At 59.9% G+C, this 23,444-nt stretch carries 19 protein-coding genes; 15 read left to right on the forward strand and 4 right to left on the reverse strand.

All coding sequences use genetic code 11. The features are described from left to right. Window positions 1-39 precede the first annotated feature (39 nt). From tolB to folP, 8 genes are all read left to right on the forward strand, one after another. The gene (tolB, locus tag DLM45_RS12510) at window positions 40-1,386 is read left to right on the forward strand and encodes a Tol-Pal system beta propeller repeat protein TolB (protein ID WP_181337422.1); all 1,347 of its coding nucleotides are present in this window, start codon (window positions 40-42) and stop codon (window positions 1,384-1,386) included. A 256-nt stretch (window positions 1,387-1,642) separates the two neighbouring features. Then, the gene (locus tag DLM45_RS16650) at window positions 1,643-1,777 is read left to right on the forward strand and encodes a hypothetical protein (RefSeq protein WP_281365428.1); all 135 of its coding nucleotides are present in this window, start codon (window positions 1,643-1,645) and stop codon (window positions 1,775-1,777) included. A 607-nt stretch (window positions 1,778-2,384) separates the two neighbouring features. Continuing rightward, window positions 2,385-2,900: a peptidoglycan-associated lipoprotein Pal gene (pal, locus tag DLM45_RS12515; protein WP_181337423.1), complete on the forward strand. Its 516-nt coding sequence runs from the start codon at window positions 2,385-2,387 to the stop codon at window positions 2,898-2,900. Window positions 2,901-3,119: 219 nt separating this feature from the next. Further along, complete coding sequence (locus DLM45_RS12520) at window positions 3,120-3,839, forward strand: OmpA family protein (RefSeq protein ID WP_246317363.1); 720 nt, start codon at window positions 3,120-3,122, stop codon at window positions 3,837-3,839. 139 nt (window positions 3,840-3,978) lie between these two features. Further along, window positions 3,979-4,998, forward strand: a complete 1,020-nt coding sequence (gene ybgF, locus DLM45_RS12525; protein WP_181337425.1) for a tol-pal system protein YbgF — start codon at window positions 3,979-3,981, stop codon at window positions 4,996-4,998. A 21-nt stretch (window positions 4,999-5,019) separates the two neighbouring features. Further along, window positions 5,020-6,354, forward strand: coding sequence for a tRNA lysidine(34) synthetase TilS (gene tilS / locus DLM45_RS12530; protein ID WP_246317367.1), 1,335 nt, complete (start codon window positions 5,020-5,022; stop codon window positions 6,352-6,354). A 152-nt stretch (window positions 6,355-6,506) separates the two neighbouring features. Beyond that, window positions 6,507-8,465: an ATP-dependent zinc metalloprotease FtsH gene (gene ftsH, locus DLM45_RS12535; RefSeq protein WP_181337426.1), complete on the forward strand. Its 1,959-nt coding sequence runs from the start codon at window positions 6,507-6,509 to the stop codon at window positions 8,463-8,465. Window positions 8,466-8,552: 87 nt separating this feature from the next. Next, window positions 8,553-9,656: a dihydropteroate synthase gene (gene folP / locus DLM45_RS12540; RefSeq protein ID WP_181337427.1), complete on the forward strand. Its 1,104-nt coding sequence runs from the start codon at window positions 8,553-8,555 to the stop codon at window positions 9,654-9,656. Between the two features lie 56 nt (window positions 9,657-9,712). Here folP and DLM45_RS12545 read toward each other — a convergent pair whose 3' ends face one another. From DLM45_RS12545 to DLM45_RS12555, 3 genes are read right to left on the reverse strand one after another with little or no spacing between them, the layout of a single operon-like run. Then, the gene (locus tag DLM45_RS12545) at window positions 9,713-11,044 is read right to left on the reverse strand and encodes an APC family permease (RefSeq protein WP_181337428.1); all 1,332 of its coding nucleotides are present in this window, start codon (window positions 11,042-11,044) and stop codon (window positions 9,713-9,715) included. Window positions 11,045-11,083: 39 nt separating this feature from the next. After that, the gene (locus tag DLM45_RS12550) at window positions 11,084-11,554 is read right to left on the reverse strand and encodes a hypothetical protein (protein WP_181337429.1); all 471 of its coding nucleotides are present in this window, start codon (window positions 11,552-11,554) and stop codon (window positions 11,084-11,086) included. A 26-nt stretch (window positions 11,555-11,580) separates the two neighbouring features. Then, window positions 11,581-12,489 (reverse strand): ParA family protein, encoded by a 909-nt coding sequence (locus DLM45_RS12555; RefSeq protein ID WP_181337430.1) that lies wholly within the window; start codon window positions 12,487-12,489, stop codon window positions 11,581-11,583. A 334-nt stretch (window positions 12,490-12,823) separates the two neighbouring features. Between DLM45_RS12555 and glmM the strand changes: the two genes are divergently transcribed. From glmM to DLM45_RS12590, 7 genes are all read left to right on the forward strand, one after another. Continuing rightward, window positions 12,824-14,170, forward strand: a complete 1,347-nt coding sequence (gene glmM, locus DLM45_RS12560; protein ID WP_181337431.1) for a phosphoglucosamine mutase — start codon at window positions 12,824-12,826, stop codon at window positions 14,168-14,170. 193 nt (window positions 14,171-14,363) lie between these two features. Next, window positions 14,364-15,152 (forward strand): outer membrane protein, encoded by a 789-nt coding sequence (locus DLM45_RS12565; RefSeq protein WP_181337432.1) that lies wholly within the window; start codon window positions 14,364-14,366, stop codon window positions 15,150-15,152. Window positions 15,153-15,397: 245 nt separating this feature from the next. Continuing rightward, window positions 15,398-16,348, forward strand: a complete 951-nt coding sequence (locus DLM45_RS12570; protein WP_181337433.1) for a hypothetical protein — start codon at window positions 15,398-15,400, stop codon at window positions 16,346-16,348. Between the two features lie 217 nt (window positions 16,349-16,565). After that, window positions 16,566-17,735, forward strand: coding sequence for a phosphoserine transaminase (locus tag DLM45_RS12575; RefSeq protein WP_181337434.1), 1,170 nt, complete (start codon window positions 16,566-16,568; stop codon window positions 17,733-17,735). A 159-nt stretch (window positions 17,736-17,894) separates the two neighbouring features. Beyond that, the gene (locus DLM45_RS12580) at window positions 17,895-19,598 is read left to right on the forward strand and encodes a mucoidy inhibitor MuiA family protein (protein WP_181337435.1); all 1,704 of its coding nucleotides are present in this window, start codon (window positions 17,895-17,897) and stop codon (window positions 19,596-19,598) included. 90 nt (window positions 19,599-19,688) lie between these two features. After that, window positions 19,689-20,978 carry an adenylosuccinate synthase gene (locus tag DLM45_RS12585; RefSeq protein ID WP_181337436.1) on the forward strand — a complete coding sequence of 430 codons (1,290 nt, stop codon included), beginning with the start codon at window positions 19,689-19,691 and terminating at the stop codon, window positions 20,976-20,978. A gap of 182 nt (window positions 20,979-21,160) precedes the next feature. Continuing rightward, window positions 21,161-22,471: an ABC transporter substrate-binding protein gene (locus DLM45_RS12590; protein WP_181337437.1), complete on the forward strand. Its 1,311-nt coding sequence runs from the start codon at window positions 21,161-21,163 to the stop codon at window positions 22,469-22,471. On the opposite strand, the gene DLM45_RS12595 is transcribed toward DLM45_RS12590, so the two are convergent. Next, a complete protein-coding gene (locus tag DLM45_RS12595) occupies window positions 22,459-23,238 on the reverse strand; it encodes a FadR/GntR family transcriptional regulator (RefSeq protein ID WP_246317369.1) in 780 nt (259 codons plus the stop codon). The two genes, DLM45_RS12590 and DLM45_RS12595, sit on opposite strands and share 13 nt — an antisense overlap. Window positions 23,239-23,444: the final 206 nt, after the last annotated feature.

The following is a 23,444-nucleotide window of genomic DNA, read 5'->3' on the forward strand; positions in this document are numbered from 1 at the left end:
CACCAGCGAATTGATTTCAATCCTTTCAGCGACGGATCCATGCCCATCATGAAATCGTATGACAGCCGAAACGCGATGCTTTCCGTCCTCTCGGCCGTCATGGCCGCGCTGATTGGTGCAGCGGGGTTATCGTCGTCGGCGTTCGCGCAGCTCAAGGGCACGCAGACCGAAGGAACGATCGCGCCGATCCCGATCGCGGTGCCGTTTTTCGTCGGTGACGATCAAAAGCTGGCGGCCGATATTTCCGACGTCGTGCAAGCCGACCTCGAACGCTCGGGGTTGTTCCGGCCTCTCGACCGGGCGTCGTTTCTCGAACAGGTGCGCGATATCAATTCCGCGCCGCGCTTTGGCGATTGGCGCTCCATCCAAGCGGACGCGTTGGTCGTTGGCCGAATCGTCAATGGCGGTGACGGCCGGGTTGGCGCAGAGTTCCGGTTGTGGGACGTGGCAGGTGGCAAGCAGCTCGCAGGGCAGCGGTTCTCAACATCGGCACAGAACTGGCGGCGCATCGCGCACATGATCGCGGATAGCGTTTATGAGCGTATGACGGGCGAAAAGGGCTATTTCGATACGCGCGTCGTGTTCGTCGACGAGACGGGTTCGAAGGAAAAGCGGATCAAGCGCCTGGCGATAATGGATCAGGACGGAGCCAACGTGCGCTTGCTGAGCAAGGGCGACGAGCTTGTGCTGACGCCCCGGTTCTCGCCGACGAACCAAGAAATCACGTACATGTCTTACACCAGCGATCAGCCCAAGGTTTTCATCATGAACCTTGAGAGCGGTCGTCGCGAACTCGTGGGCGATTTTCCGGGCATGACGTTCGCGCCGCGCTTTTCGCCTGATGGGCAGCGCGTGGTGATGAGCCTTGGCACGCCGGATGGGCGATCGAGCATCTATGAATTGGATCTCAGAACCCGTCAGTCGCGGCGGCTCACGCAGTCGGACGGCATCGACACGAGTCCCAGCTATTCGCCGGATGGGAATCAGATCGCGTTTGAAAGCGATCGCGATGGAGCGCAGCGGCTCTACGTCATGAACTCGGACGGTTCCGGCGCGCGCTCGATCTCAATGGGCGACGGAAGCTATTCAACGCCGGTTTGGTCGCCGCGTGGCGACTACATCGCCTTCACGAAGCAGTCCGGCGGGCGATTCTTGATCGGCGTGATGAAGCCGGACGGTTCAGGCGAGCGCGTTTTGACCGAGGGCTTCCATAACGAAGGGCCGACTTGGGCGCCAAACGGGCGTGTGTTGATGTTCTGGCGCGACTCGCAGGGCGGCAGAGGCGGCCCGAGAATCTTCTCAGTCGACATTACGGGCTACAACGAGCGGCAAGTGCAGACGCCATCGTTCGCTTCTGACCCGGCGTGGTCACCGCTTCTCAATTAACACCCTGTTTACGAACGCACTGCCGCAAGCGCGGCGGTTGCGTTGCGGGATGCAGTAAAAGCCATGAAAAATCATGGCCTTATTAACCTTGATTGCATCTGCAAAAGTGTTGAATTTCGCCCACTCATGCCCGTTGCATTTTCGCATCTACCCGTTTGGAAAACTTGACGTTTGGCCCCTCGGTTCTTGATCGGGACGCGCCCTGCAAGTACCCCAGAGTACGGCTTTAGCCGGAATCGTATCAGGAGATATGACCATGCAGGGTGTGAAGGGGCTGATCCTTCTGTCAGTCGTAGCAACGGCTATTGCGGTTGGCGCTTGCCGTCGCGAAGCTGAGCATGTTCCTTTGAAGCTTGGCGGCCCGACCGCTGGCGACCAGATCGCTCGCTAATTAGCGAGTTCTTTGGTTTTCAAAGGACACTGAAAAACGCAGTCGTCTTAGCTGTCTATACGGTTAGGTCGATTGTTGCGGGGCAGGTCGCGCAACACGCGCTGCCTGTCTTCAACAGGCGGGTTTCATACTACTCTTCAAGGCCGAGCTGTTGGCGATATCCTCGCCGTCATCTCGGTCTTGAGCTTTTTGGGCGTCTGTTTGTTTCGTGTTGAGCGTTGTTGTGTGGGCGTTCCGAACGGTATTTGCCGATTCGACGAATCCGGTGTGAGGCTGGATTAGCTCGTCTGCATTGGACGCGAGCGTGAGTGATTCCCGGCGCGTGTCGCATCAGCGACAGGGCGGGAAACAAGGCGGCCAAGTCGCAAGAAAAGTGTTGGTATCGATTTCGCCGCACACACCTGCCATCGCTGCAGTGTTAGAGATGCCACTCGAAATCGCCGCTAAACCGAGCAAATTTCGCAGGAATACCTCATTGGTCCGTTCAAATGGCCACATTTTTGGCAGAACGGTCATCTAAACGCAGACAACACGTGCACCACCCGGAACTAAGTACGCTGATCTGTCTTTTCCGTGGTGTTCAGTCGAGACGAAGAGGAAAAACGGAATGCTGGCATCGTTCGCGCGGAGCACTGGCCTGCGCCTCGCCTTCGTTTCGATTGCAATGGTCGCGCTGGGTGCCTGTGCTTCGAACAAAGAACTCGCACCCGATGCATTGAGCGGCAAATACGGAAATGCGACGCCGGGCTCGCAGCGTGACTTCACGCAGAACGTCGGCGATATCGTCTACTTCTCGACCGACTCGATTGATCTCACCGCGGAAGCGTCTCAGACACTGATGAAGCAGGCTCAGTGGTTGCAGCAGTACCCGCAGTACGCGATCACCATCGAAGGCCATGCCGACGAACGTGGCACGCGCGAGTACAACATCGCGCTGGGTGCGCGGCGTGCAACGACCGTGCGCAATTTCCTTTCGCAACATGGAATCAACGGCGGCCGCATTCGCACCATTTCGTATGGCAAAGAGCGCCCGGTTGCAGTTTGCGACGACATTTCGTGCTGGTCGCAGAACCGCCGTGCACAGACTGTCCTGAACAGCGGCGGACGCGTCAGCGAGCGCTAGATTTCGATAGGGCGACGGGCCGGTTTATCTGGCTCGTTTTTGCCACAGTCGGGCATGCCACAGGCCGGTACTCCACAAGAGCTTATGGGGGTCCTTATTCCGGCAAAGTTTAGCCCTATTGGATCAGCATAACGGCGGCAGTCCAGAAGTTGCGCCGCTGTTGCCATGTACAAGCTCTGCTCATCGCGAGTCGTTTTCGGCGCGGCCTTGGCGCTCATGATGGCGCTCTCTCCTCTCGTCGCGGCTGCCGCCGCTCAGGACGATAACGCCGCTGACGGCGAGACGCCGATCGAACTCCTTACCGATGGATTGGATGCCGTTGCCGATCACGCCGACGACTCGGCTCGGCGGATTTTCGACAAGCTGATTTCCGCTTTTCCGAACTCGATGGAAGCTGCTCGTGCGCGGCGTGCGCTTGAGCGGCTTGATGAGGGCGTTCAAGATCCGGAAGTCCGCGCTGCAATCCATGCCGAGAACCTCGATCGCAGCGCGCAGTACCGTCATGCGTTTCTTCTCGAAGTGGGCGATCGAGTCTTCTTCGCGGAAGACAGCTCGTTGATTGGTGGGCGCGCGCGGAATGTGATCGAGAATCAGGCGCGCTGGTTGAAGGCGCGGCCCGATCTTACGGTCACGGTGATCGGACGGTCTGACGACGGAGGCACCGCGCAGGCTGGACAGCTGTTGTCCCAGGGGCGTGCGGAAGCGGTTCGTGAACGGCTTGTCGCGTCGGGAGTGGATAGCCGGCGGATACGAGTCGAGTCGACGGGCCGCGAGGGACGGCTCGCGACCTGTAAAGAGGCGATCTGCAAAGCGCAGAATCGGACCGCTGAGGTTTATATTAACGACCTCGGCTCCAGCAGCTTGCTCGACTCCACGGTTTCGCCTGCGCGGGGAATAGCAAAAACGTCGATGGGCGCCGAGCTGGACCTCGAACGCTAGTGCTGGTTTGCGTGCGGGAGATTCCCAGGTACCCTGCATACATAGACAGTTGAACGTTTGAAGCGCCCTGATGTCCTGGTTTCAATCTGGCGAGCGCGCGCTATAGACGAGAACCGATTGACACGGAGAGAGGCCAAGGATGGCCAGACTTGAGCGGCTGCACGCAGGTTTTATGAGTCTTTCAGCGGCGGCGATGATGCTCGCGCTTGCCGCCTCGCCTTCGTTTGCGCAGTCGAAAGCACCGGCAAAGGGCGCTGCGCCTGCAGCGGCCGGGGGCGATGCGGCGTTGAAGGCTCGAGTCGAGAGTCTCGAAGAGCAGCTCGTCGATATGCAGGTTGTGATCGGCACGCTGGAATCGCTTTCCAAGAACGGTGGCGCGGCCGCGCCGTTCCCCGCTGCTGCTGCCGGTTCTAGCGCGGACGCTGCGCGCATCGATGGTCTCGAAACACAGATCCGAGCGCTGACGAGCGAACTGCAGAATCTTTCCGATCAGGTGCGGAGCCTTGGGGGCTCACCGAAGCGTTCCGAGATTCCGTTGCCATCCGAAAAAGCGACGGCGGATGCGTCCGGCGGTTTTGACAGCACGGATCTGACCGGCGGTTTCGGTTCGACGACCGTTTCGCAGGGACACGATGCAATCGGCGGATTGCTCGAAGGCCACGGTGACTCGAACGGGACGGTTGCTCAGGTTGGTCCGCCGCCGCGCGACGGACTTGTTCCTGCCGCGTCTCAGGTTGCGACGGCGGCGCTGCCGCCCGCGAGCGACGGCATCAACGATCCGAAGCAGCTTTATGAAACTGCATACGGCTACTTGCTGCAGCGTGACTATGGAGCGGCGGAAACGTCATTCACGGAATTTCTGAGCAAGTTTCCGAACGACTCGCTCTCAGGCAATGCTCAGTACTGGTTGGGTGAGACGCATTTCGTGCGCGGACAATATAAGTCTGCTGCTGGCGCGTTTCTGAAGGGCTACCAGACGTATGGGCAGAGCGGGAAAGCGCCGGATAGCCTCTTGAAGCTGGCGATGTCGCTCGATCGGCTCGGGCAGAAAGAGGCTGCTTGCTCGTCGTTCTCGGAACTCTCGAGCAAGTTCCCGACGGCTCCGCAGAGCATCAAGACGCGGGCGCAAAGCGAGCGGCAGCGGATTGGGTGCCAATAGGCGCAGGCTGGACGTGTTGTGTTGCGTGACGATCGATCAGACGTGACAGAGGCTGAGGCGGACGCCGCGTTCGATTGCCTCAAACGCTACGATCATGTCGTGCTGGCGGTTTCGGGCGGGCCTGACAGCATGGCGCTGATGCTGCTGGCAGCCCGCTGGCGGCTCCGGCGCGGCGGAACTGCTCCCACAATTTCAGTTGCGACCGTCGATCATCGTCTTCGTGCGGAGTCGACGGCGGAGGCTGTTTTCGTTGGGCGGGTGGCAGCGGAGCTCCAACTCGATCATACGATTCTCATGTGGCTGTCTGAGAAGCCGTTGGCGGGTGTGCCCGATGCGGCGCGTCGCGCGCGATACCGTCTTCTGGAAGAGCACGCCAACGCACTCGGTATCGGGCGGCGTGTTGCGATCGTGACGGCGCATCATCTTGACGATCAGGCCGAGACCTTCGCGATGCGTCTTGCGCGCGGTTCGGGAGTCAACGGACTTGCAGCCATGCGAGCAGTGCGTCCGTTGACGGACGACTCGGGGATCGATCTGGTTCGGCCGCTTCTATCGATTGAGAAGTGCCGTCTGGTGGCGACGCTCGAGGAAGCCGGGGTTCCTTCGTTTGATGATCCGACCAATGTGGATGGAAAATACGAGCGGGCGCGAGTTCGCCAGGCGATGGCGGCGCTCAATGCTGCTGGGATTTCTTCAGCGGCGATTGCGCTCTCGGCGCGTCGGCTCGGTGAGGCGGAGGCCGCTCTCAGGTTTGCCGACGATCAGTTCCGTGCCACGCTTGGTCTGACATTCGGGAACGATGTGTTCGGTCAATTTGCGCGCGATGCGTTTCGGGCTGGGCCTGAGCTTCTCGGGCAGCGTCTGATGTCGCGGTTGATCGCACGGTATGGCGGAGCCAGTGAGCGTCCGCGCCTCGATGAGATCGAGAACCTGACTGAAAGGCTTCGGCACGAGAGCAAATGCACAGCGACGCTCGGCGGGGCGATGGTGACGGCCGGGCAGCGCTTCATTCGCATTTGGCGCGAAGCTGGGCGGCTTGTTGATGCCGACCTTCCGCTGCAACCTGGCGAGAGCAAAATTTGGGACCGTCGATTTCGCGTCACCCGGTTCGCGTCGGCGGCTGGGCCGGTGACGGTGAGAGCGCTCGGCGCCAAAGATTATCCCAAAATCTGTGAAACCCTCATTTCTGGCGGCCGGCCTCCGGCGCGGGCCGCGCATGCGCTTCCGGCGTTTTGGGCTGGCGATCGTCTTGTTGCAGTGCCGTCGCTCATGCCATTTGTGCGTGCAGACGTTGCTTTTCTGGAGCAGGCGGGTTGCGGGGTGGAGGCCCTGGAGCCGTCCGCTGCTCCTTATTAAGGATTTGGCGGCATCCTGACTGAATGGTCTCTCGGATGTCATCAGGTGAACTTGTGCGGCGATAGAGAGACACCTATGTTAATCCGGCGATCCGGCCACGAGCCCGGTCCCCCTGCCGCCGATGGGCGCGGCGGGCGTCAGCAGGGAACCAAATGAACCCTAATTATCAGAAGCTTGCGATTTGGGCGGCGCTCCTCGTGTTGCTGCTCGCGCTTTATAATTTGGTCAGCAATCCGGGCCAGGCTCGGCGCACCAACGAAATTCAGTATTCCGAATTTCTCGATGCCGTTGATAAGGGCACGATTTCGGAAGCTGTTTTGGCCGGAAATCGGATAACCGGCACGCGGCGTGACGCCGCTTCGGCCGAGACTGCGTTCTCGACCTATGCGCCGGAAGATCCTAACCTCGTCACGCGCTTGCGCGAAAAGGGCGTGAAGTTCAAAGCGCGACCTTCAGAGGACGAAGTGCAATCGATCACCAGCATACTGCTGAGTTGGTTCCCGATGCTGCTCCTCATCGGCGTGTGGATCTTTTTCATGCGTCAGATGCAGTCCGGCTCCGGCCGGGCCATGGGCTTCGGAAAATCTCGCGCCAAGCTTTTGACGGAGCGGCATGGCCGCGTGACGTTTGAAGATGTGGCTGGTGTCGACGAAGCGAAATCCGATCTCGAAGAGATTGTTGAATTCCTGCGTGATCCGCAGAAGTTTCAGCGCCTCGGTGGACGCATTCCGCGCGGCTGTTTGCTGGTCGGCCCTCCGGGCACCGGTAAGACGCTGATCGCCCGTGCGGTTGCCGGCGAAGCAAACGTTCCGTTCTTCACGATCTCCGGTTCCGACTTCGTCGAGATGTTCGTCGGCGTCGGCGCAAGCCGCGTGCGCGATATGTTCGAGCAGGCGAAGAAGAACGCGCCGTGCATCATCTTCATCGACGAAATCGACGCGGTCGGACGTCATCGCGGCGCCGGTCTCGGCGGCGGTAACGACGAGCGCGAACAGACGCTCAACCAGTTGCTGGTCGAGATGGATGGCTTCGAAGCGAACGAGGGCATCATCATCATCGCGGCGACGAACCGTCCCGACGTGCTCGATCCGGCGTTGCTGCGGCCTGGCCGTTTCGACCGTCAGATCGTCGTTCCCAATCCGGATGTGGTCGGGCGCGAGAGAATTCTGCGCGTTCACATGAAAAAGGTGCCGCTTGCGCCGGACGTTGATGCGAAGGTTATTGCTCGCGGTACGCCTGGGTTCTCGGGCGCCGATCTTGCGAACCTCGTGAACGAGGCGGCTCTGTTGGCTGCTCGCCGCAACAAGCGGCTCGTGACGCAGGCCGAGTTTGAAGATTCCAAAGACAAGGTCATGATGGGCGCCGAGCGCAAGACCATGGCCATGACCGAGGAAGAGAAACTCGCGACTGCCTATCACGAAGCAGGCCACGCCATCGTGAACCTTGTCGTGCCGGGCAACGATCCGTTGCACAAGGTGACGATCATTCCGCGTGGCCGTGCACTTGGCGTAACGATGAGTTTGCCGGAGCGTGACCGTCTCAGCTATTCGAAAGAATGGTGCGAGGGCAAAATCGCGATGGCGTTCGGCGGCCGCGTTGCAGAGCAGATCATCTATGGACGCGAACACCTCAATACCGGTGCTTCCAGCGACATCAGTCAGGCGACGGGTATCGCCAAGCGGATGGTGACTGAGTGGGGTATGAGCGAGGTTCTTGGTCCGCTGCTCTATTCGGAAAACCAGCAAGAGGTCTTCCTCGGGCATTCGATCACGCAGCAGAAGAACATGAGCGAGGAAACTGCCAAGCTCATCGACGAAGAAGTGCGGCGCATCGTGACGACCGGGCAGAAGATTGCTTGGGACGTTCTGACAAAGCATAAGGCCGAACTTGAAGCGATGGCGCAGGCTCTGATGGAATACGAAACCATCTCGGGCGAAGATTGCCAGGCGATCATGCGCGGCGAGAAGGTCGTGCGGCGTAGCGATGATGACAACACGCGTGGGCCTGCCGGTTCGGCGGTGCCATCAGCGGGTCGTCAACCACCGAGGCCGCGCGGCGAGTCAACCGGTGGCATCGATATTGGGCCCGGTCCTGAACCGCAGCCGCAGTAAGATGCCTTGGGCGGCTGCCCACTTTGAATAATCTGGCGGTCGCGATACCTTCGCGGCCGCTATTCTTTTGCGCGGAAAGTTCCTCCCATGAAACGCTCGATCTACTTGCAGCCGACCGCTGTGTTCTGGAGCCGTGCCGAGCGTCGTCCTATCGATCAGCCCGACATTCCCGAATGGCGCGGACTGCCGCTTGCGGGCGGACAGCTATCCTTCGCGGCTCTCGATGTTCTGACGCGCGGAAGCCCCAACACCACGCGCCGTACGATTGTGCTTGGTGACGCATTTAGCGGCGACTGGGGACGGGAAGCACTCGCAGCGGCGGATATTCTGCAGGAGCTATCCGAACAGCGTCCGCGGTTCGCCGGGATGTCTCTTGATCGGCCGCGCATCATGGGCATCGTCAACGTGACCCCGGACAGCTTTTCGGACGGAGGGCAGTTTTCTTCGACCGAGGCGGCGATCGCGCACGGGCTGAAACTCGTAGAGCACGGGGCCGATATTCTCGACATCGGCGGCGAAAGCACGCGTCCGAAGTCGGATGCTGTTGCGGTTGACGATGAATTGCGGCGCGTCATTCCGGTGATCGAGGGACTGCGCGCGCGAACGGACGCGGTGATTTCAGTCGACACGCGGAAGTCAGAGGTGATGAAACGCGCGGCCGAAGCCGGTGCTGATATTCTCAATGACGTCTCGGCGTTTACGCATGATCCTGAGGCGCTATCCGTTGCTGTTGAGACGGGATTGCCGGTCATCCTGATGCATGCGCAGGGCGACCCGAAGACGATGAACGACGACCCGAAGTATGATGACGTCGTTCTCGATGTTTTCGATTATCTGGAAGGGCGCATTCAGGCGTGCGTCGCGGCGGGTATTCCGAAGACGAAGATCGTTGCGGATCCCGGCATTGGTTTCGGTAAGCACCTCCACCACAACGTTGCGGTTATGGCGGGTCTGTCGCTCTATCACGGGCTTGGCGTGGCGCTGCTGCTTGGGGCCAGCCGCAAGAAGATGATCGGCGAACTATGCGACGTAGCCGATGCCAAGGACCGGGTGCCGGGCTCGCTTGCTTGCGCCATAGCGGGCGTTGGGGCTGGCGTGCAGATCGTGCGGGTTCATGACGTCAAAGAGACGAAGCAAGCGATTGCCGTCTGGCGCGCGTGCATGGCGGGCACCGAGAAGGGGCTCGATTGAGCCGAGGGGCTTTTTGATATGCCCCCGTTCGTTTGCATGACGGGCAAGCCGTGTGGTTAGCGCAGTTCCTTTCTCGAAGCGCGCAGGACAACGTAAGCGACAACGCTGGCTAGCAGGATTGCCATCGCAAGCGCTGGCGCCTTCCAGTTCGAGCTTGCGATGCGTACGGCCAGAAGCGTTCCGCAAATCAGCAAACCGATAACGGGCAGAATGATCGGTATCTCAAAGCGGCCTGGCACTTCGCCCGGCTTTCGCTTCAGCACGATCAGAGATGCGTTGACGGCGATGAAGACGACGAGAAGCAGCAGCACCGTCGCGGCGGCGAGGTCTGCGATATTTCCAATGACAAGCAGAAGCAGCATCGCGACAAGCAGCGCCAGGATCGCAACATAAGGCGTTCTACGGGTCCGGTGGACGCGTGCAAATCGCTCCGGCAGCAGGCGTTGGTTCGCCATTCCGTAAATCAATCTCGACGCGGTGACGTAGTTCACGAGCGCAGTGTTGGCGACGGAGAACAGCGCGATGAAGCTCATCAACCACGGCGGTATCGACGGTGCGCTACGTTTCATCACTTCGGTCAGCGGGCTTGGCGCTTCGGCCAGCTCTTGCCACGGCACGACGGAGACGGCCGTGATCGCAACGCCGATATAAAGGACCGCGGCTGCGAGTGTTGCGATGACGAGGCCGAGCGGAATCGTGACTTCCGGGTTCTTGCATTCCTCCGCGACGTTGATGGCATCTTCGAAGCCGATGAAGGCGAAGAATGCGAGGACGGATGCTTGCAGCACGACGACGGCGAGGGTTGCGTCGCCATGTTCCGCCGGGGTCTGGAAGTAGTCGACGGTGCCCCAGTAGGACATTCCCGACATGATAACGAGCAGGAGGCCCGAAACTTCCATGATCGTGCAGCCGACGTTGACCCAGATGCTCTCGCGGATGCCGCGAAAGACGACGCCGGTCATAATCAGCAGGAAGCCCACGGCGACGACTGCCGGAGAGGCTATGCTGATGCCCGTGAGATCAACGAGAATTTCTGCGAAGATCTTCGACTGAGTGGCGATCGACGTCAGCCCGGATGCGATCAGCGCAAGGCCCACGGTGAAGCTCAGAACCGGGATACCGAAGGCTCGGTCCGTCATGTAGGCGGCGCCGCCCGCGCGGGGGTATCGCGAACCGAGCGATGCGTACGAGAGCGACGTTAGCAGCGCCGCGAACAGCGCGACGAGGAACGAGAGCCACACGGCCGATCCGGCTTGTCCTGCGGCCTTGCCGATGAGGCCGTAGATGCCGGAGCCCACCATGCTGCCGAGCGCGTAGAGGGCGAGTTGCGTCGTTCCGATGGACCGGCGGAGGCGCGGCGCGCCATCGGTATCGATGTCGGCCGTCATCAATTCACTCCGGGTTCTTAGGGTATGTGCGCTGTTGCTTCAGCTCGCGGCCGCCTTACGATCGGCGAGGCGTTGCTCCGCTGCTGCAACGATGGCTTTGCGAATGTCGTCGACACGTTTTACCGATTTTTCGACGGGAACGTGCTGGGCTTCGGCGAAGGCGCGCAGGTTTTCCGCTGTCTTGATTTCCTGCAGGCGCTTGAAAAGGCCATCGCGCCCTTGCTTGGCGAGCACGACGATTGCGGAAAAGAGATACGGGTTAAAGCCTTCGCGCGGCGAGGAGCTGTCAGATTCCGATTGCGTTGCGCTTGCGCGGCGCGATGCGGGCGCTTTTTCGGGGACTTCGTCAATCGACGGCATGTCCCAGACGAGCATGCGATTGACGGCCTTCGTCAGCGCCGTTGCGAGGCGCTCGGCGGCGGCGTCATCAAGTGAAGTCTCACGGCGGATATGCGCGCGAAAGAAGCTGCGCATCGCGTCGCCAGGCCAGAGCTGTCTGCCGTTGCTCATCTTCGCCACGTTGCTGGTTTGGCCGATCAGGCGGCCGACACCTTGGTTTTCTTTGCTGCGATCACCGTGTCAATAAGTTTGGTGATCTCCTGGTATAGCTCCTTCACGTCGCCCGCAGCATCGGAATACTTGGTCTCGATGGATCTTGGCTGGCCGATGTAGTCGAAGGCATTGGCGATGCCGTTGCGCTGGGGCAGGAACGTTTCCAGGACCGGATGCACGAGGCTGATTTCCTCGATCATCATGTAATCGCGGTCGTCATTGCGGACGTAGTTCGCGAGGCAGGCGTAGCGCCGTTCTTCCGTTGGGATCGAAGCGAGATCGTCCAGATTGCGCGTGTCTTCGATCAGCATCGCGACGCGGTCGACGGCGAGCTGGGACACATAATCCGGGCGGAACGGAACGATCACCTTGTCGGCCGTCTTCAGTGCGGCGAGTGCGGCGAACGACAGGCCTGGCGCGCAATCGAGGATCACGACGTCGTACTCGCCTTCAAAACGGCGAACGAGGCTTTCCATGCGACCGCGGACGCGGTTCGCGACGACTTCAGGCACGTTGCTCTGGCTTGCCTGCTTTAGGTACAACTCGCCCTGGATGTCCTCCAGCAGCAGCGAACCGGGAACGATGGAAATCGGCGCGGGCTTGCCATTTGCCAGGGTTACGTCTCCGGCGTTCTTGAAAACGTAATCGCGCGCGTTGGCGGGAATTCCGTCGAACAGGTCGTAGAAATAGTCGGCGATGGTCTTGCCGGCCTTTCGGGCTTCGTTCCAGCCCTGGCCGCCCATGAGGATCAGCGAGGCGTTGCACTGGGAATCGAGGTCGATCAGCAGAACCCGCTTGCCGCCGTGGACCGAAAGGGCGTGCGCCAGCATGACGGAAACGGTGGATTTGCCCACCCCGCCCTTGCGGTTTGCGACTGCCAGAAATACCGCCATGCCCCTCAACCCCTCAATTCGTAAGCCCCGGCCCTCGTGCCCCGGCCGCCGGTTCGAAACTCGATAGTCGACCTATGGGCCGATTCCGTGGCCCTATCCAACCCGGCCCGATAGGTTCAGGATGATATTTTGTCCCTACAACATTCTGGAAATTGACCGGAAATTTGCAGTAGCTCAACTATAGGGATGGCAGGATGGGCTGGCCCCTGGTGCGTACCGGCAACGTTTTGCCCCGGCAACGGCGTGGGGGCGGCAGGTAACAGGGGTGTCCAAAACTATTTTGGATACGACGGCGGCGCGATTTTGCGCCTTCGGCACGACACGGGGAATGGACATGACCAGGCGCTATTTCGGTACGGACGGCATTCGCGGGTTGGCCAACCGGCATCCGATGACGTCGGAAATCGCGCTGAAGGTCGGTATGGCGGCCGGAACGGTTTTCCGGTCGGGCGCGCATCGACACCGGGTCGTCATCGGCAAGGATACGCGGCTCTCGGGCTATATGCTCGAAGCGGCGCTCATGTCTGGCTTCACCTCGGTCGGGATGGACGTGTTCCTTCTCGGCCCGATGCCGACGCCCGCTGTCGCGATGCTCACGCGCTCGCTCCGCGCGGATCTCGGCGTGATGCTGTCTGCGTCGCACAACCCGTCGGACGACAACGGAATCAAGCTGTTCGATCCGGATGGCTACAAGCTCTCCGACGACATGGAGAAGCAGATCGAAGATCTGATCGACGCGGACACGCGTTCGCTGCTTGTCGAAGCCCAGCACATCGGGCGGGCGACGCGGGTTGAAAGCGCCCAGGAGCGCTATATCGAATTCGCGAAGCGGACGATGCCGAAGAACCTGCGTCTCGCTGGGCTCAGGATCGTGATCGATTGCGCCAACGGGGCAGCCTACAAGGTGGCGCCGGAAGCGCTTTGGGAACTTGGCGCGGAAGTCATAAAGATCGGCGTCGAGCCGAATGGCCAAAACATCAACCTGAATTGCGGTTCAACCTCGCCGGACGCACTGGTCGAGAAGGTCAAAGAAGTCCGCGCGGACATCGGCATTGGCCTCGATGGCGATGCCGACCGAGTGGTAATCGTCAACGAGAAGGGCGAGATCGTGAACGGCGATCAGCTTATGGCGGTGATCGCCGAGAGCTGGCATCGCTCCGGTCAACTTGCGGCGGGCGGCATCGTCGCGACGGTGATGAGCAACCTCGGGCTCGAACGATATTTGAAGGGAATTGGTCTGACGATGGCGCGCACGCCGGTTGGCGACCGCTACGTCACCGAGCATATGCGCAAGCACGGCTTCAACGTCGGCGGCGAACAGTCCGGGCATATTGTCCTGTCGGATTTTACAACGACGGGCGACGGCCTCGTCTCGGCTTTGCAGGTTCTGGCCTGCGTCGTGGCGATGGAAAAGCCGGTTTCGGAGGTCTGCAACCGTTTCCGTCCGCTGCCGCAAATCCTGAAGAACGTGCGCTATGGCAGCGGTCGGCCGCTTGAAGATAAGCGCGTCGTCAAGGCCATCGAGGGTGCCAAGTCAAAGCTCGGCGAGAACGGGCGTTTGGTGATCCGGCCATCCGGCACCGAGCCGGTGATCCGCGTTATGGCCGAGGGTGACGACGAACAGGTCGTTACCCAGATCGTGGGTGATATCGTTGACGCGGTGAAAACAGCCGCCGCCTGATTGACGGCAGGTGCGGCCTTCCTACGGGGAGGTCGGCCGCCGGTTGTGTTGCTGGACGATCCAGCCGAGACGCCGCGTTTCAATTCCCTACGCGGATTAAGTCTCCCTTAAACGTTCTTGAGCAATAGTTCGTTCAAGTTCAGTGGCGGGTCCGGTGCGCCTCGGAGTTGCGTGCCGGCGAAAGGGAATTGGAATGTTCAAGCGCAAATTAGTTCTTCTTAGTGCAGCTTTTCTGCTCGGCGGCGCCGTGGTGGCGACGGCGGCAGATCTTGGCGGCGGGATTCAGGACGCGCCAGAAATGGCACCCATGCCGGCGGCATCCGCTGGCTGGTATGTGCGCGTGGACGGTGGTTACAACTGGTACACCAATCCCGATATCGACGTTCTTGGATTTACGACGCACGGCAACAAGATGGACGGCACGTGGACCGTCGGCGGCGGTATCGGCCGTTATTTCGGCCGCGGATTCAGAGGCGATATCACGGTCGATTATCTCTTTGATAACGGAACCGAGACGACGCTCTGCAATTGCGAAGGCACGTTCGGCCAAGCCAAATTCGATTTCAGCAGCACCGTGCTTCTCGCCAACCTCTACTACGACTTCAATCGTGGTGGCCGGTTCGTGCCCTACATCGGCGCGGGTATCGGCTTCGCGCATAACCGTGCATCGGCTGGCATCGTCGATACGGAGTGCGGTTGCGATTACGACATCGCAAAGGGTTCGAGCAACAGCTTCGCGGCAGCCGCAATGGCGGGCGTGTCGTGGAAACTTCGTGGCGGCGAGACGCGCTACATCGGCGGCATGAAAGACGAGCCGGTCGCAGTTAGCAGCGGCAACGCGCTCTATCTCGATGTCGGGTATCGCTTTCTTTATCTCGGCGACGTGTCGGGCGGCTTGATCGAGTACGCCTCGACAGAAGCCCACGTGAGGGACGTCACGGCGCATCAGCTTCGTATCGGTCTGCGTTACGACTTGAACTGACGAATTCTGCTGGCGCTGAGGTGCCAGATACACGGCCGGGAGCAGGAGCGCGATGAGTGCCTGCTTCCGGATTGAGATACTCAAGGTGTGGTTTGTATTTGCGGCGTTCGCGTTCGTGGCTCTGGTTCAGAAGAGCTCGATGCGAACGTCGTTTTTCCCTCCTGAGGCTCGTTTAGTGCGCGCGTTTGCGTCGAACAGAGTCATTAGCGGTGCGTTGAGAGCGCCCGCAACGAGGGAAGACGGCTATGACGTTTCTTAAATCATGGGTTCTTGCAGGGATCGCATTCGCCATCGGGTGCACTCCGGCGCTCGCTGCCGACTGGGGTAGCGTCAAGGACATGGGCGGCGTACCGATTCCCGTTCCGGCGCCTGCGCCGGTTCCGACTTATGATGCGGATTCGGATTGGTACGTTGGGCTTGCGATTGGCGCCGTCGTCTTGGACCAGGCGAACATCGACAGCTACGTCACCGATAGCGCAGGCGGAGTAACGCCAGGTCTCGGCGCCAGAGATGGCAGCGACATTGGTGCTTCGCCGATCTTTGGATTGAGCTTTGGTCGCTATCTGACACCGCAGCTGCGCGCTGAAATTGCGATCGATTACAATCGTGGATCAACGATCGCCGAAACAGAACAGTCTGATCTTGCTACAGGGTATAGGTCCGGACTTTCCACTTACCAGTTGCCGGTTACGAACGCTCCGACCTTCGATACGTCAGAGTATTCAATCAGCCGGAGCGACACCGTAAAGCTCTCGCGCACCACAGCGCTCTTCAACGTCATTTTCGATATTCCGACCGGCACGCGGTTCACGCCTTACATCGGCGGTGGCGCGGGTTTCACTTGGCGGCAAATGAAGCGCAGCTACACTGAAACTGCGAAATGCGTGCAGACGACCAATCCGGATCTGCCCGTTCCGTATCCTACCGACTATTGCGTGAACACCGCAGCGCTTCCGAGTTCGTATTCGACCAGTGGATCGGTAACGAAAGACCAGTTTGATTTCGCCGCAGCCGTTCAAGCCGGTATTGCATACGATATCACCGACAGCATTACCTGGGATAACGGTTGGCAGATGCTTTGGGAGTCCAATTCAATCGCCACAACTGTTCCTACGGTCGCCGGGGAAAGCACAATTGCCTATAAGGATTCCGTCCTGCATCAGTTCCGGTCGGGCATTCGTATCAAGTTCAACTGAAAGCTGCGCACCTTTTTCTTCGGTGCCGAGAGGGCGGCTGTTTCGGCCGCCTTTTTTGTTGCGCGTTTGCCGTGGCTGTGGCCCCTAACGGGACGGCCGGATCCGGGACTCGGCGCTGGGCCCCTTCAGGCGGTGCAAAGGGGGCGGTTTGGCCGCCTTTTTCGTGGTGCTCCAGCTATGCTAATAGGCCTCGATCCCGCGCTTTATAGAGATGCAGATGTCCAACTTAGAAAAGCCCAAAAACAAGCCTGCCCGCCCTTATTTTTCCTGCGGTCCCTGCGTTAAACGTCCGGGTTGGACGACGGATGTTTTCAAAACGGCGCTGGCTGGGCGGTCGCATCGGTCGATCGAGGGCCGCGAGAGGCTGAAGCGCGCCATTACCGAGACGCACGACATCCTCAACCTGCCTGAGGGATACAAAGTGGCCATCGTCGCTGGTTCCGATACCGGGGCGATGGAACTCGCGATGTGGAATCTGCTCGGCGGGCGCGGGGTGGATGTTCTTGCCTGGGATGTATTCGGACGCATCTGGATTCGTGACGTTATCGAGGAATTGAAGCTGCCGGACGTGCGGATGATGGATGCGGAGCCGGGCTATTTGCCGGATCTCGGCAAAATCGATTTTGCTCGCGACGTCGTCTTCACTTGGAATGGAACGACGACAGGCGTTCGCGTGCCGAACAACGATTGGATCCCGGACGATCGTCAGGGATTGACGATTTGCGATGCCACGTCGGCCTTGTTTGCCGAAGATATCGATCTCTCAAAAATCGACGTTCTGACCTATTCCTGGCAAAAGGCGCTTGGCGGCGAGGCTGGTCACGGCATGATGATCATGTCGCCGCGCGCGCTCGAACGACTGGCGACCTATCAGCCGCCATGGCCGATGCCGAAACTGTTCCGGATGAAGAACAACGGCGCCGTCATTATGGACGTGTTCGAAGGCGTAACGATCAACACGGTGTCGATGCTGTGCGTCGAAGATTATCTCGACGCCCTCAACTGGGTGCGCGAGATCGGCGGTGTGGCTGGCACGATTGCGCGCTCCGATGCTTCGTCGCGTGCGCTGTACGATTGGATTGCGGCGACGCCGTGGGTCGAGCCGCTGGCCGTCGAGCCCGCAACGCGCACGCATACGTCGATCGCTCTGCGTTTCGTCGAGCCTGCGGTTCTGGCTCTCGGGCCAGAGAAAAGCGACGCGATGGTGCGGTCGATGGTGCGGATTCTCGCGGAAGAGGGTGCAGGCTTCGACCTCGCGGCCTACCGCGGGATGCCGCTTGGCTTGCGCATCTGGTGCGGACCGACGGTTGAAACCGAGGATATCGTGCGTCTTACGCCCTGGCTCGAATGGAGCTATGCGAAAGCCCGAAAAGAGGCGGGACTTTGAGACGGGGACCGGATTTTTGCCGTGGTTAACAGGCATGTAGCTGTCAATACTTTTGCTCTGGCGACGTATCGGCCATAATAAGCGCTGGTACGTTCTGGGGCCCAAGGGGCGATCAGCGACCCCACTCGGCAACCGAAACAAACACGAAGGTCACAGCAGATGCGTTTTGCCCTCGCGGCGGTTTTTGTTGCCGTGCTTCCGTTCGGCGTGTTTGCCGCCGAAATTCAAGCACCGTCGACGATTGGTTCCGTGACGGTGTTCTTAAAAGGCGCGGAAATTACGCGCTTCGCGAAGACGCATCTGGAGAAGGGCGAGCACACCATCGTCATCGAGGACGTTCCGGCGTCTGCTGTGCCGGCGTCGATCCGAGTTGAAGGACGCGCGACGGGCAAGCTCGATATCAGTTCGGTGGATACGGCGCGCAAGTTTTTGCAGCGGGCAGAAAGCCAAGCGGCAGATGTGCAGCGTAAGTCGATCGAGGACGAGATCGAGAAGCTTCAGGATGAGCGCGCAGGGATCGCCGCGCAGGAGCAGGGCGCGCAGACGCAGAAGGCGCTGATCGCCAATCTCGCGCAACTGCCGACACGGCCGCGCACCGTGACGCCCGGTGCCACGGGCACGTCTGGCGAAGATGATTGGCCGAAGATTCTGGAATTGATTGCAAGAGCGACGGGCGATGCGAACAAGCTCGAGTTGGACGCCCAGCAGAAACTTCGCATTGTGGACCGAAAGATTGCGGACCTCGAGAACCGGCTAAAGACTCTTGCTCCCGCGCAGACGCAGCAGACGGAAGTGCGCGTTCACGTGATTGCGCAGAGCCCGCTCGATGCGGATTTTACGATCCGCTATCAGGTGCAGGATGCGAACTGGACGCCGATTTACGACGCGCGACTTCAAACAGGCACCAAGACCGAACAGCCGAAATTCGTTCTCGCGCGGCGTGCTGCGATCAGACAGTACTCCGGTGAGAATTGGGATAGCGTAGAGCTTAAGCTCTCGACCGCGCGGCCTTCCGACAGTGCAGCAGCGCCTTTGATCGATAGCCAATTTGTCGATTACGAACCGCCGCCGCGGCCCCGTCCGTTGGCGAGCGCCGCGCGATTAGAGCGCGCCGAGTCCAAGCGTGAACGCGCAGCCGGTAATATGGCCGACGCCGATGTGCTTTTGGAAGCGGCGCCTGCTGCTCCGCCGCCTATGCCTGTCGAAGCCGAGGAATCGACTGCGCGGCTCGAGGTTGCTCCGTTCGAAGCAACGTTCGAAGTGCCGGGTCGGAACACCGTCTTGGGAACGGGCGAGGGTAAGCGCGTTCTTCTGATGACGGAAGATTTGACGGTGACGCTTGGCAGTCGCTCCGTGCCCAAGCTCGACACCAATGCTTACCTCTATGCCAAGATAAAACTGCTCAAGGGAACGCCGCTGCTTCCTGGCAGTGTTTGCCTGTTCCGCGACGGGACGTTTGTCGGCATGACGGATATTCCCGCCGTCGCTGTCGGAGAGGAGCATGATCTGGGCTTCGGCATCGACGATCAGGTGAAAGTGAAACACGCGGTCTTGGAAGAGAAGCGCGGTGAGACGGGCCTGATTTCGACGTCTCATGTCGACAGCCGCAATTTCCGCGTCAACGTCAAGAATCTGCATGAAAGGCCGATCGCGGTTACGATTCTCGACCGGGTTCCGGTTTCGCAGAACGATGAGATCAAGGTCGAATACACGGGCAAGGCGACGCCGAGCACGAAGAACGTGGACGACAAGCGCGGTGTCATCGCGTTCGATTCACAGCTAGAGCCTGACGAAGAGAAGATCTTTGAATATGGCTATCGCATTTCCTGGCCGGCTGCGAAATCGATCGTATACGGTCCGTAGCGCCAATCCTGAAGACGCATTGCAACGCTCGGGGCAAGGCTGCCCCCATGGCCCGGCCAATGCCGGGCCTCGTTATGAGAAGGTGTGAGAATGACGAACGTTGTCGTAGTCGGCGCCCAGTGGGGTGACGAGGGCAAAGGGAAGATCGTGGACTGGCTGTCCGAGCGTGCGGACGTCGTCGTGCGCTTTCAGGGCGGGCACAACGCTGGGCATACGCTTGTCATCGGCGATAAGACGTACAAGCTCTCTCTGTTACCTTCGGGCGTTGTCCGGCCGGATAAGCTGTCGGTAATCGGCAATGGCGTGGTCGTCGATCCGTGGGCGCTGGTTGCTGAAATCGAGCGGCTGCGCAAACAGGGCGTGGCGATTTCGCGTGACAATCTTCGCCTCGCGGAAAACGCAACGCTGATCCTGCCGCTGCATCGGGAACTCGATCAGTTGCGCGAGGATGCTGCGGGTACTGAGAAGATCGGTACGACCGGTCGCGGCATTGGCCCTGCTTACGAAGACAAAGTCGGCCGTCGCGCTATTCGCGTGCAGGATCTCGCGTCGCCGCAGACGCTCGGGCCGAAGATCGACAGGATACTTACGCACCACAACGCGCTTCGGCGCGGGCTTGGACAGCCTGAGATCTCCAGAGACAAATTGATTGCGGAATTGACGGCGATTGCTGGCGAAGTTCTGCCGTACATGGATGTGTCCTGGGAGCTGCTGGACGCGGCGCGTAAGGACGGAAAGCGTATTCTGTTCGAAGGCGCGCAGGGAGCGCTGTTGGACGTCGATCATGGTACGTACCCGTTCGTGACGTCGTCGAACACGGTGGCGGCACAGGCGTCGACTGGATCGGGCATCGGCGCGCGTTTGACGGGCTACGTTCTCGGTATCGCCAAGGCCTATACGACGCGCGTTGGCGCGGGTCCTTTCCCGACTGAATTGTCGGATGCCATTGGTGAGAAGATCGGCGAGCGCGGCCGGGAGTTCGGCACGGTTACGGGACGCAAACGGCGCTGCGGCTGGTTTGACAGCGTGCTTGTTCGTCAGGTTGCGAAGGTTTCCGGAGTCGATGGCATTGCGCTGACGAAGCTCGACGTGCTCGACGGTTTCGAAACGATCCGGATCTGTGTCGGCTACACGCTCGACGGTGAACGGCTGTCGCGCTTGCCTGCGAGCACGAGTGCGCAGGCCAACATCATGCCGATTTACGAGGACTTCGAGGGGTGGTCGCAATCGACCCAGGGTGCGCGGCGTTGGGCCGATCTTCCGGCGCAGGCGGTGAAGTATGTGCGCCGTGTCGAAGAGCTGATCGAGTGCCCGGTTACACTTCTCTCGACCAGCCCGGAGCGCGAAGATACGATTTTGATGAAAGATCCTTTCGTCTGAGGCGGAGCCGACAGGCTCTTCGGGCAAAGTGCTGCGGGTGCTTTCCAGTTGACTGCGAAGCGCCAATATAGACTGTTTGGAGCTTGCAATATTGCACTTCAGCTGGTCTCGCATACGTGTATCGCGGTGGCGAGAGAGTGTTGGGCGGCATGTCGACGATGCAGTTACGGTGAAGCCGGATCATGGCCACTAAACCGAGAAGCGCTGTTTCGGCTGCGCTCGGCGTTGCGATGCGCGATTTCGGAATCGGCTCTGCAACGGTGCTGAAGATCGGCTTTCTAGCGCCTTTAACCGGGCCGCTGAGATCCTGGGCTGCTCCGGGATTGTACGGCAGCCTCATTTGGATCGACCGCGTTAATGCGGCTGGCGGGCTGAAGGTCGGCAGCCGCCGGTACATGCTCGAACTCGTGCCGTATGACACGGAATACAATAGCGAATTTTCTGCGCGAGGCGCGAGAAAGCTGATCCGCGAGGATGGCGTCAAGTTCCTCATGATGATTGGCGGCAACGACGTGACGCTGGAGGTTCGCAGCGTCATCAATCGGCACAGAATGCTGGTTGCAACGCTGCTGCCGTCGGATCTTTCTCCGGACGCGCCGACGCTGATTGCGCCGAGCGAAGTGCATCCGATTTATAACGTTACTGGTGTGGATTGGTTGAAGCGCAACGCGCCGAAGTTAAAGACGGTATCGCTTTGTGCGCAGCGCGATTTGCTTGGCCTTCCTTCGATTGCGACGTACCGGGCGGCGTTCGAAGCGGCTGGAATCAAGATCGTTGCAGAGCAGCTGTTTGAGCCGGATACGACGGATTTCGGCGGTATCGTCGAAGCTATGATGGCGCCGGATCCGGATATTCTGTGCTGGGATACGGCCTATGAACCGTTCGTGCATGAACTGACGATCGAAGCCTATAAGCGCAATTTCCGCGGCCGTTTTCTCTCCTGCACCTGCGATAATTATCCGGAGTTGATCCGGCGAACGAGCCCGGAGTTCATGGAAGGCTTCGTCTTCCAGTTTCCGGACTTCGACGATCCGCGCCTGGACGATGGGCGGATCAATTTCGAAGAACCGCGGCTGTTTTACGATGAGTATTGCAGGCGGTTTCCCGGCACGTGGTCGGCCGTTTCGTGGGAGTACGCGGCGACGCTGGAGCTTTGGAAAGCCGGTGTTCAGCGCGCGCGTTCGTTCGAACCGTTCTCAGTGCTTGCGGCCATGAAGCTGGGCGGTATCGGCAGTCATGCCTTCGGCGAAGCGACGTGGTGGGGAACGGACCTCTTCGGGATCGATAATGCGCTGGTTGGCGATTGGCCGGTGGTTGCGATCGAGAACGGGCGGGCGCGCATTCAGGAATTCTGCTCCATTCCCGATTGGTGGTCAAAGAACGGCGACGTTCTCGTCAAGCATCTGCGCGCGCTCGATCTGATGTGGGATCAGCGCGAACAACTCGCCGCTGTTCCCGTTGCGGGCAACAAGCTCACGCCTCAGGATTCGTAGAGCATTTCTTCGTGGTTGTTGGCCACGTATAGTTTGATGATCTCGATCGCAGTTTCGACGTTGCGTCGTTCGATGGCGTTGTAAAGCGAGCGCATCAGCATCTGCACGTTTTTCATCTTCGCAGGCGTCAGCGTCTGTTGGCGGCTCGTGGCCCACTGCGGGCGACGGCGGACTTCGTGCAATATCGAATACATCGCGGTGATGAGCGAATTGTGCGTGCCGCGTGCAATGGTCATCATGATGTCGTCTTCCAGGGCGCCGAACATGGCGGACTCGGTGACGATAGTTTCGAGCCGCGTCAGCTGTCCGCGTAGAATGGCGATGTCTCTATTCGACATGTAGATCGTGGCGATACGCACCATCTCCGGCGCGAGAATAGACATGGCGATATTGGCGGCGAAAGGCGACGCGTTTTCAGCGAGCTGATCGATATTGAGGTAGCCCGGAAGGTCTTCCTCGATCTTGGGGGCAGGACCTTCCGGCTTCGCGTAGGACACGAACGTGCCGCTTCCCGCGCGCCGAGCCACCGCTCCGTACAACGACAAGAAATCGAGTGCCTGGCGGATCGTTGCGCGGCTCTCTCCATAGGATTGCGCAAGATCGCGTTCGGCCGGGATTCGCGTGCCGAAGGGGAATTCGCCCGCCGCGATGCGTTCGAACAGGTGTGTTGCGATGTCTTTCACGCGCGCTGTCACGAGCGGATGCTTGGTGAGGTCATTCACCCAAGGCGGAGTTTCGCGAGTGGCGTTTCCGGTCATGGCGTTCATGCGCAAACCGACAATTTCGGCGAGGCGGTTTTGTTCGCTTTTTCCGCGCATTGCATGGTTGGCAAGAGTCTCATCCGCACCGGTCAAACACCTCAATTGTCATGCCGCTGGCGCATTCATTTCACACGCCCGCGAAGACACAATGCATGATTTTGTGGCCAGTAACAACCAATTTTGTCCAAACAGGGCCAAAGTAGTTTCGCACC

The organism is Hyphomicrobium methylovorum (assembly GCF_013626205.1).
Lineage (GTDB): Bacteria > Pseudomonadota > Alphaproteobacteria > Rhizobiales > Hyphomicrobiaceae > Hyphomicrobium_B > Hyphomicrobium_B methylovorum.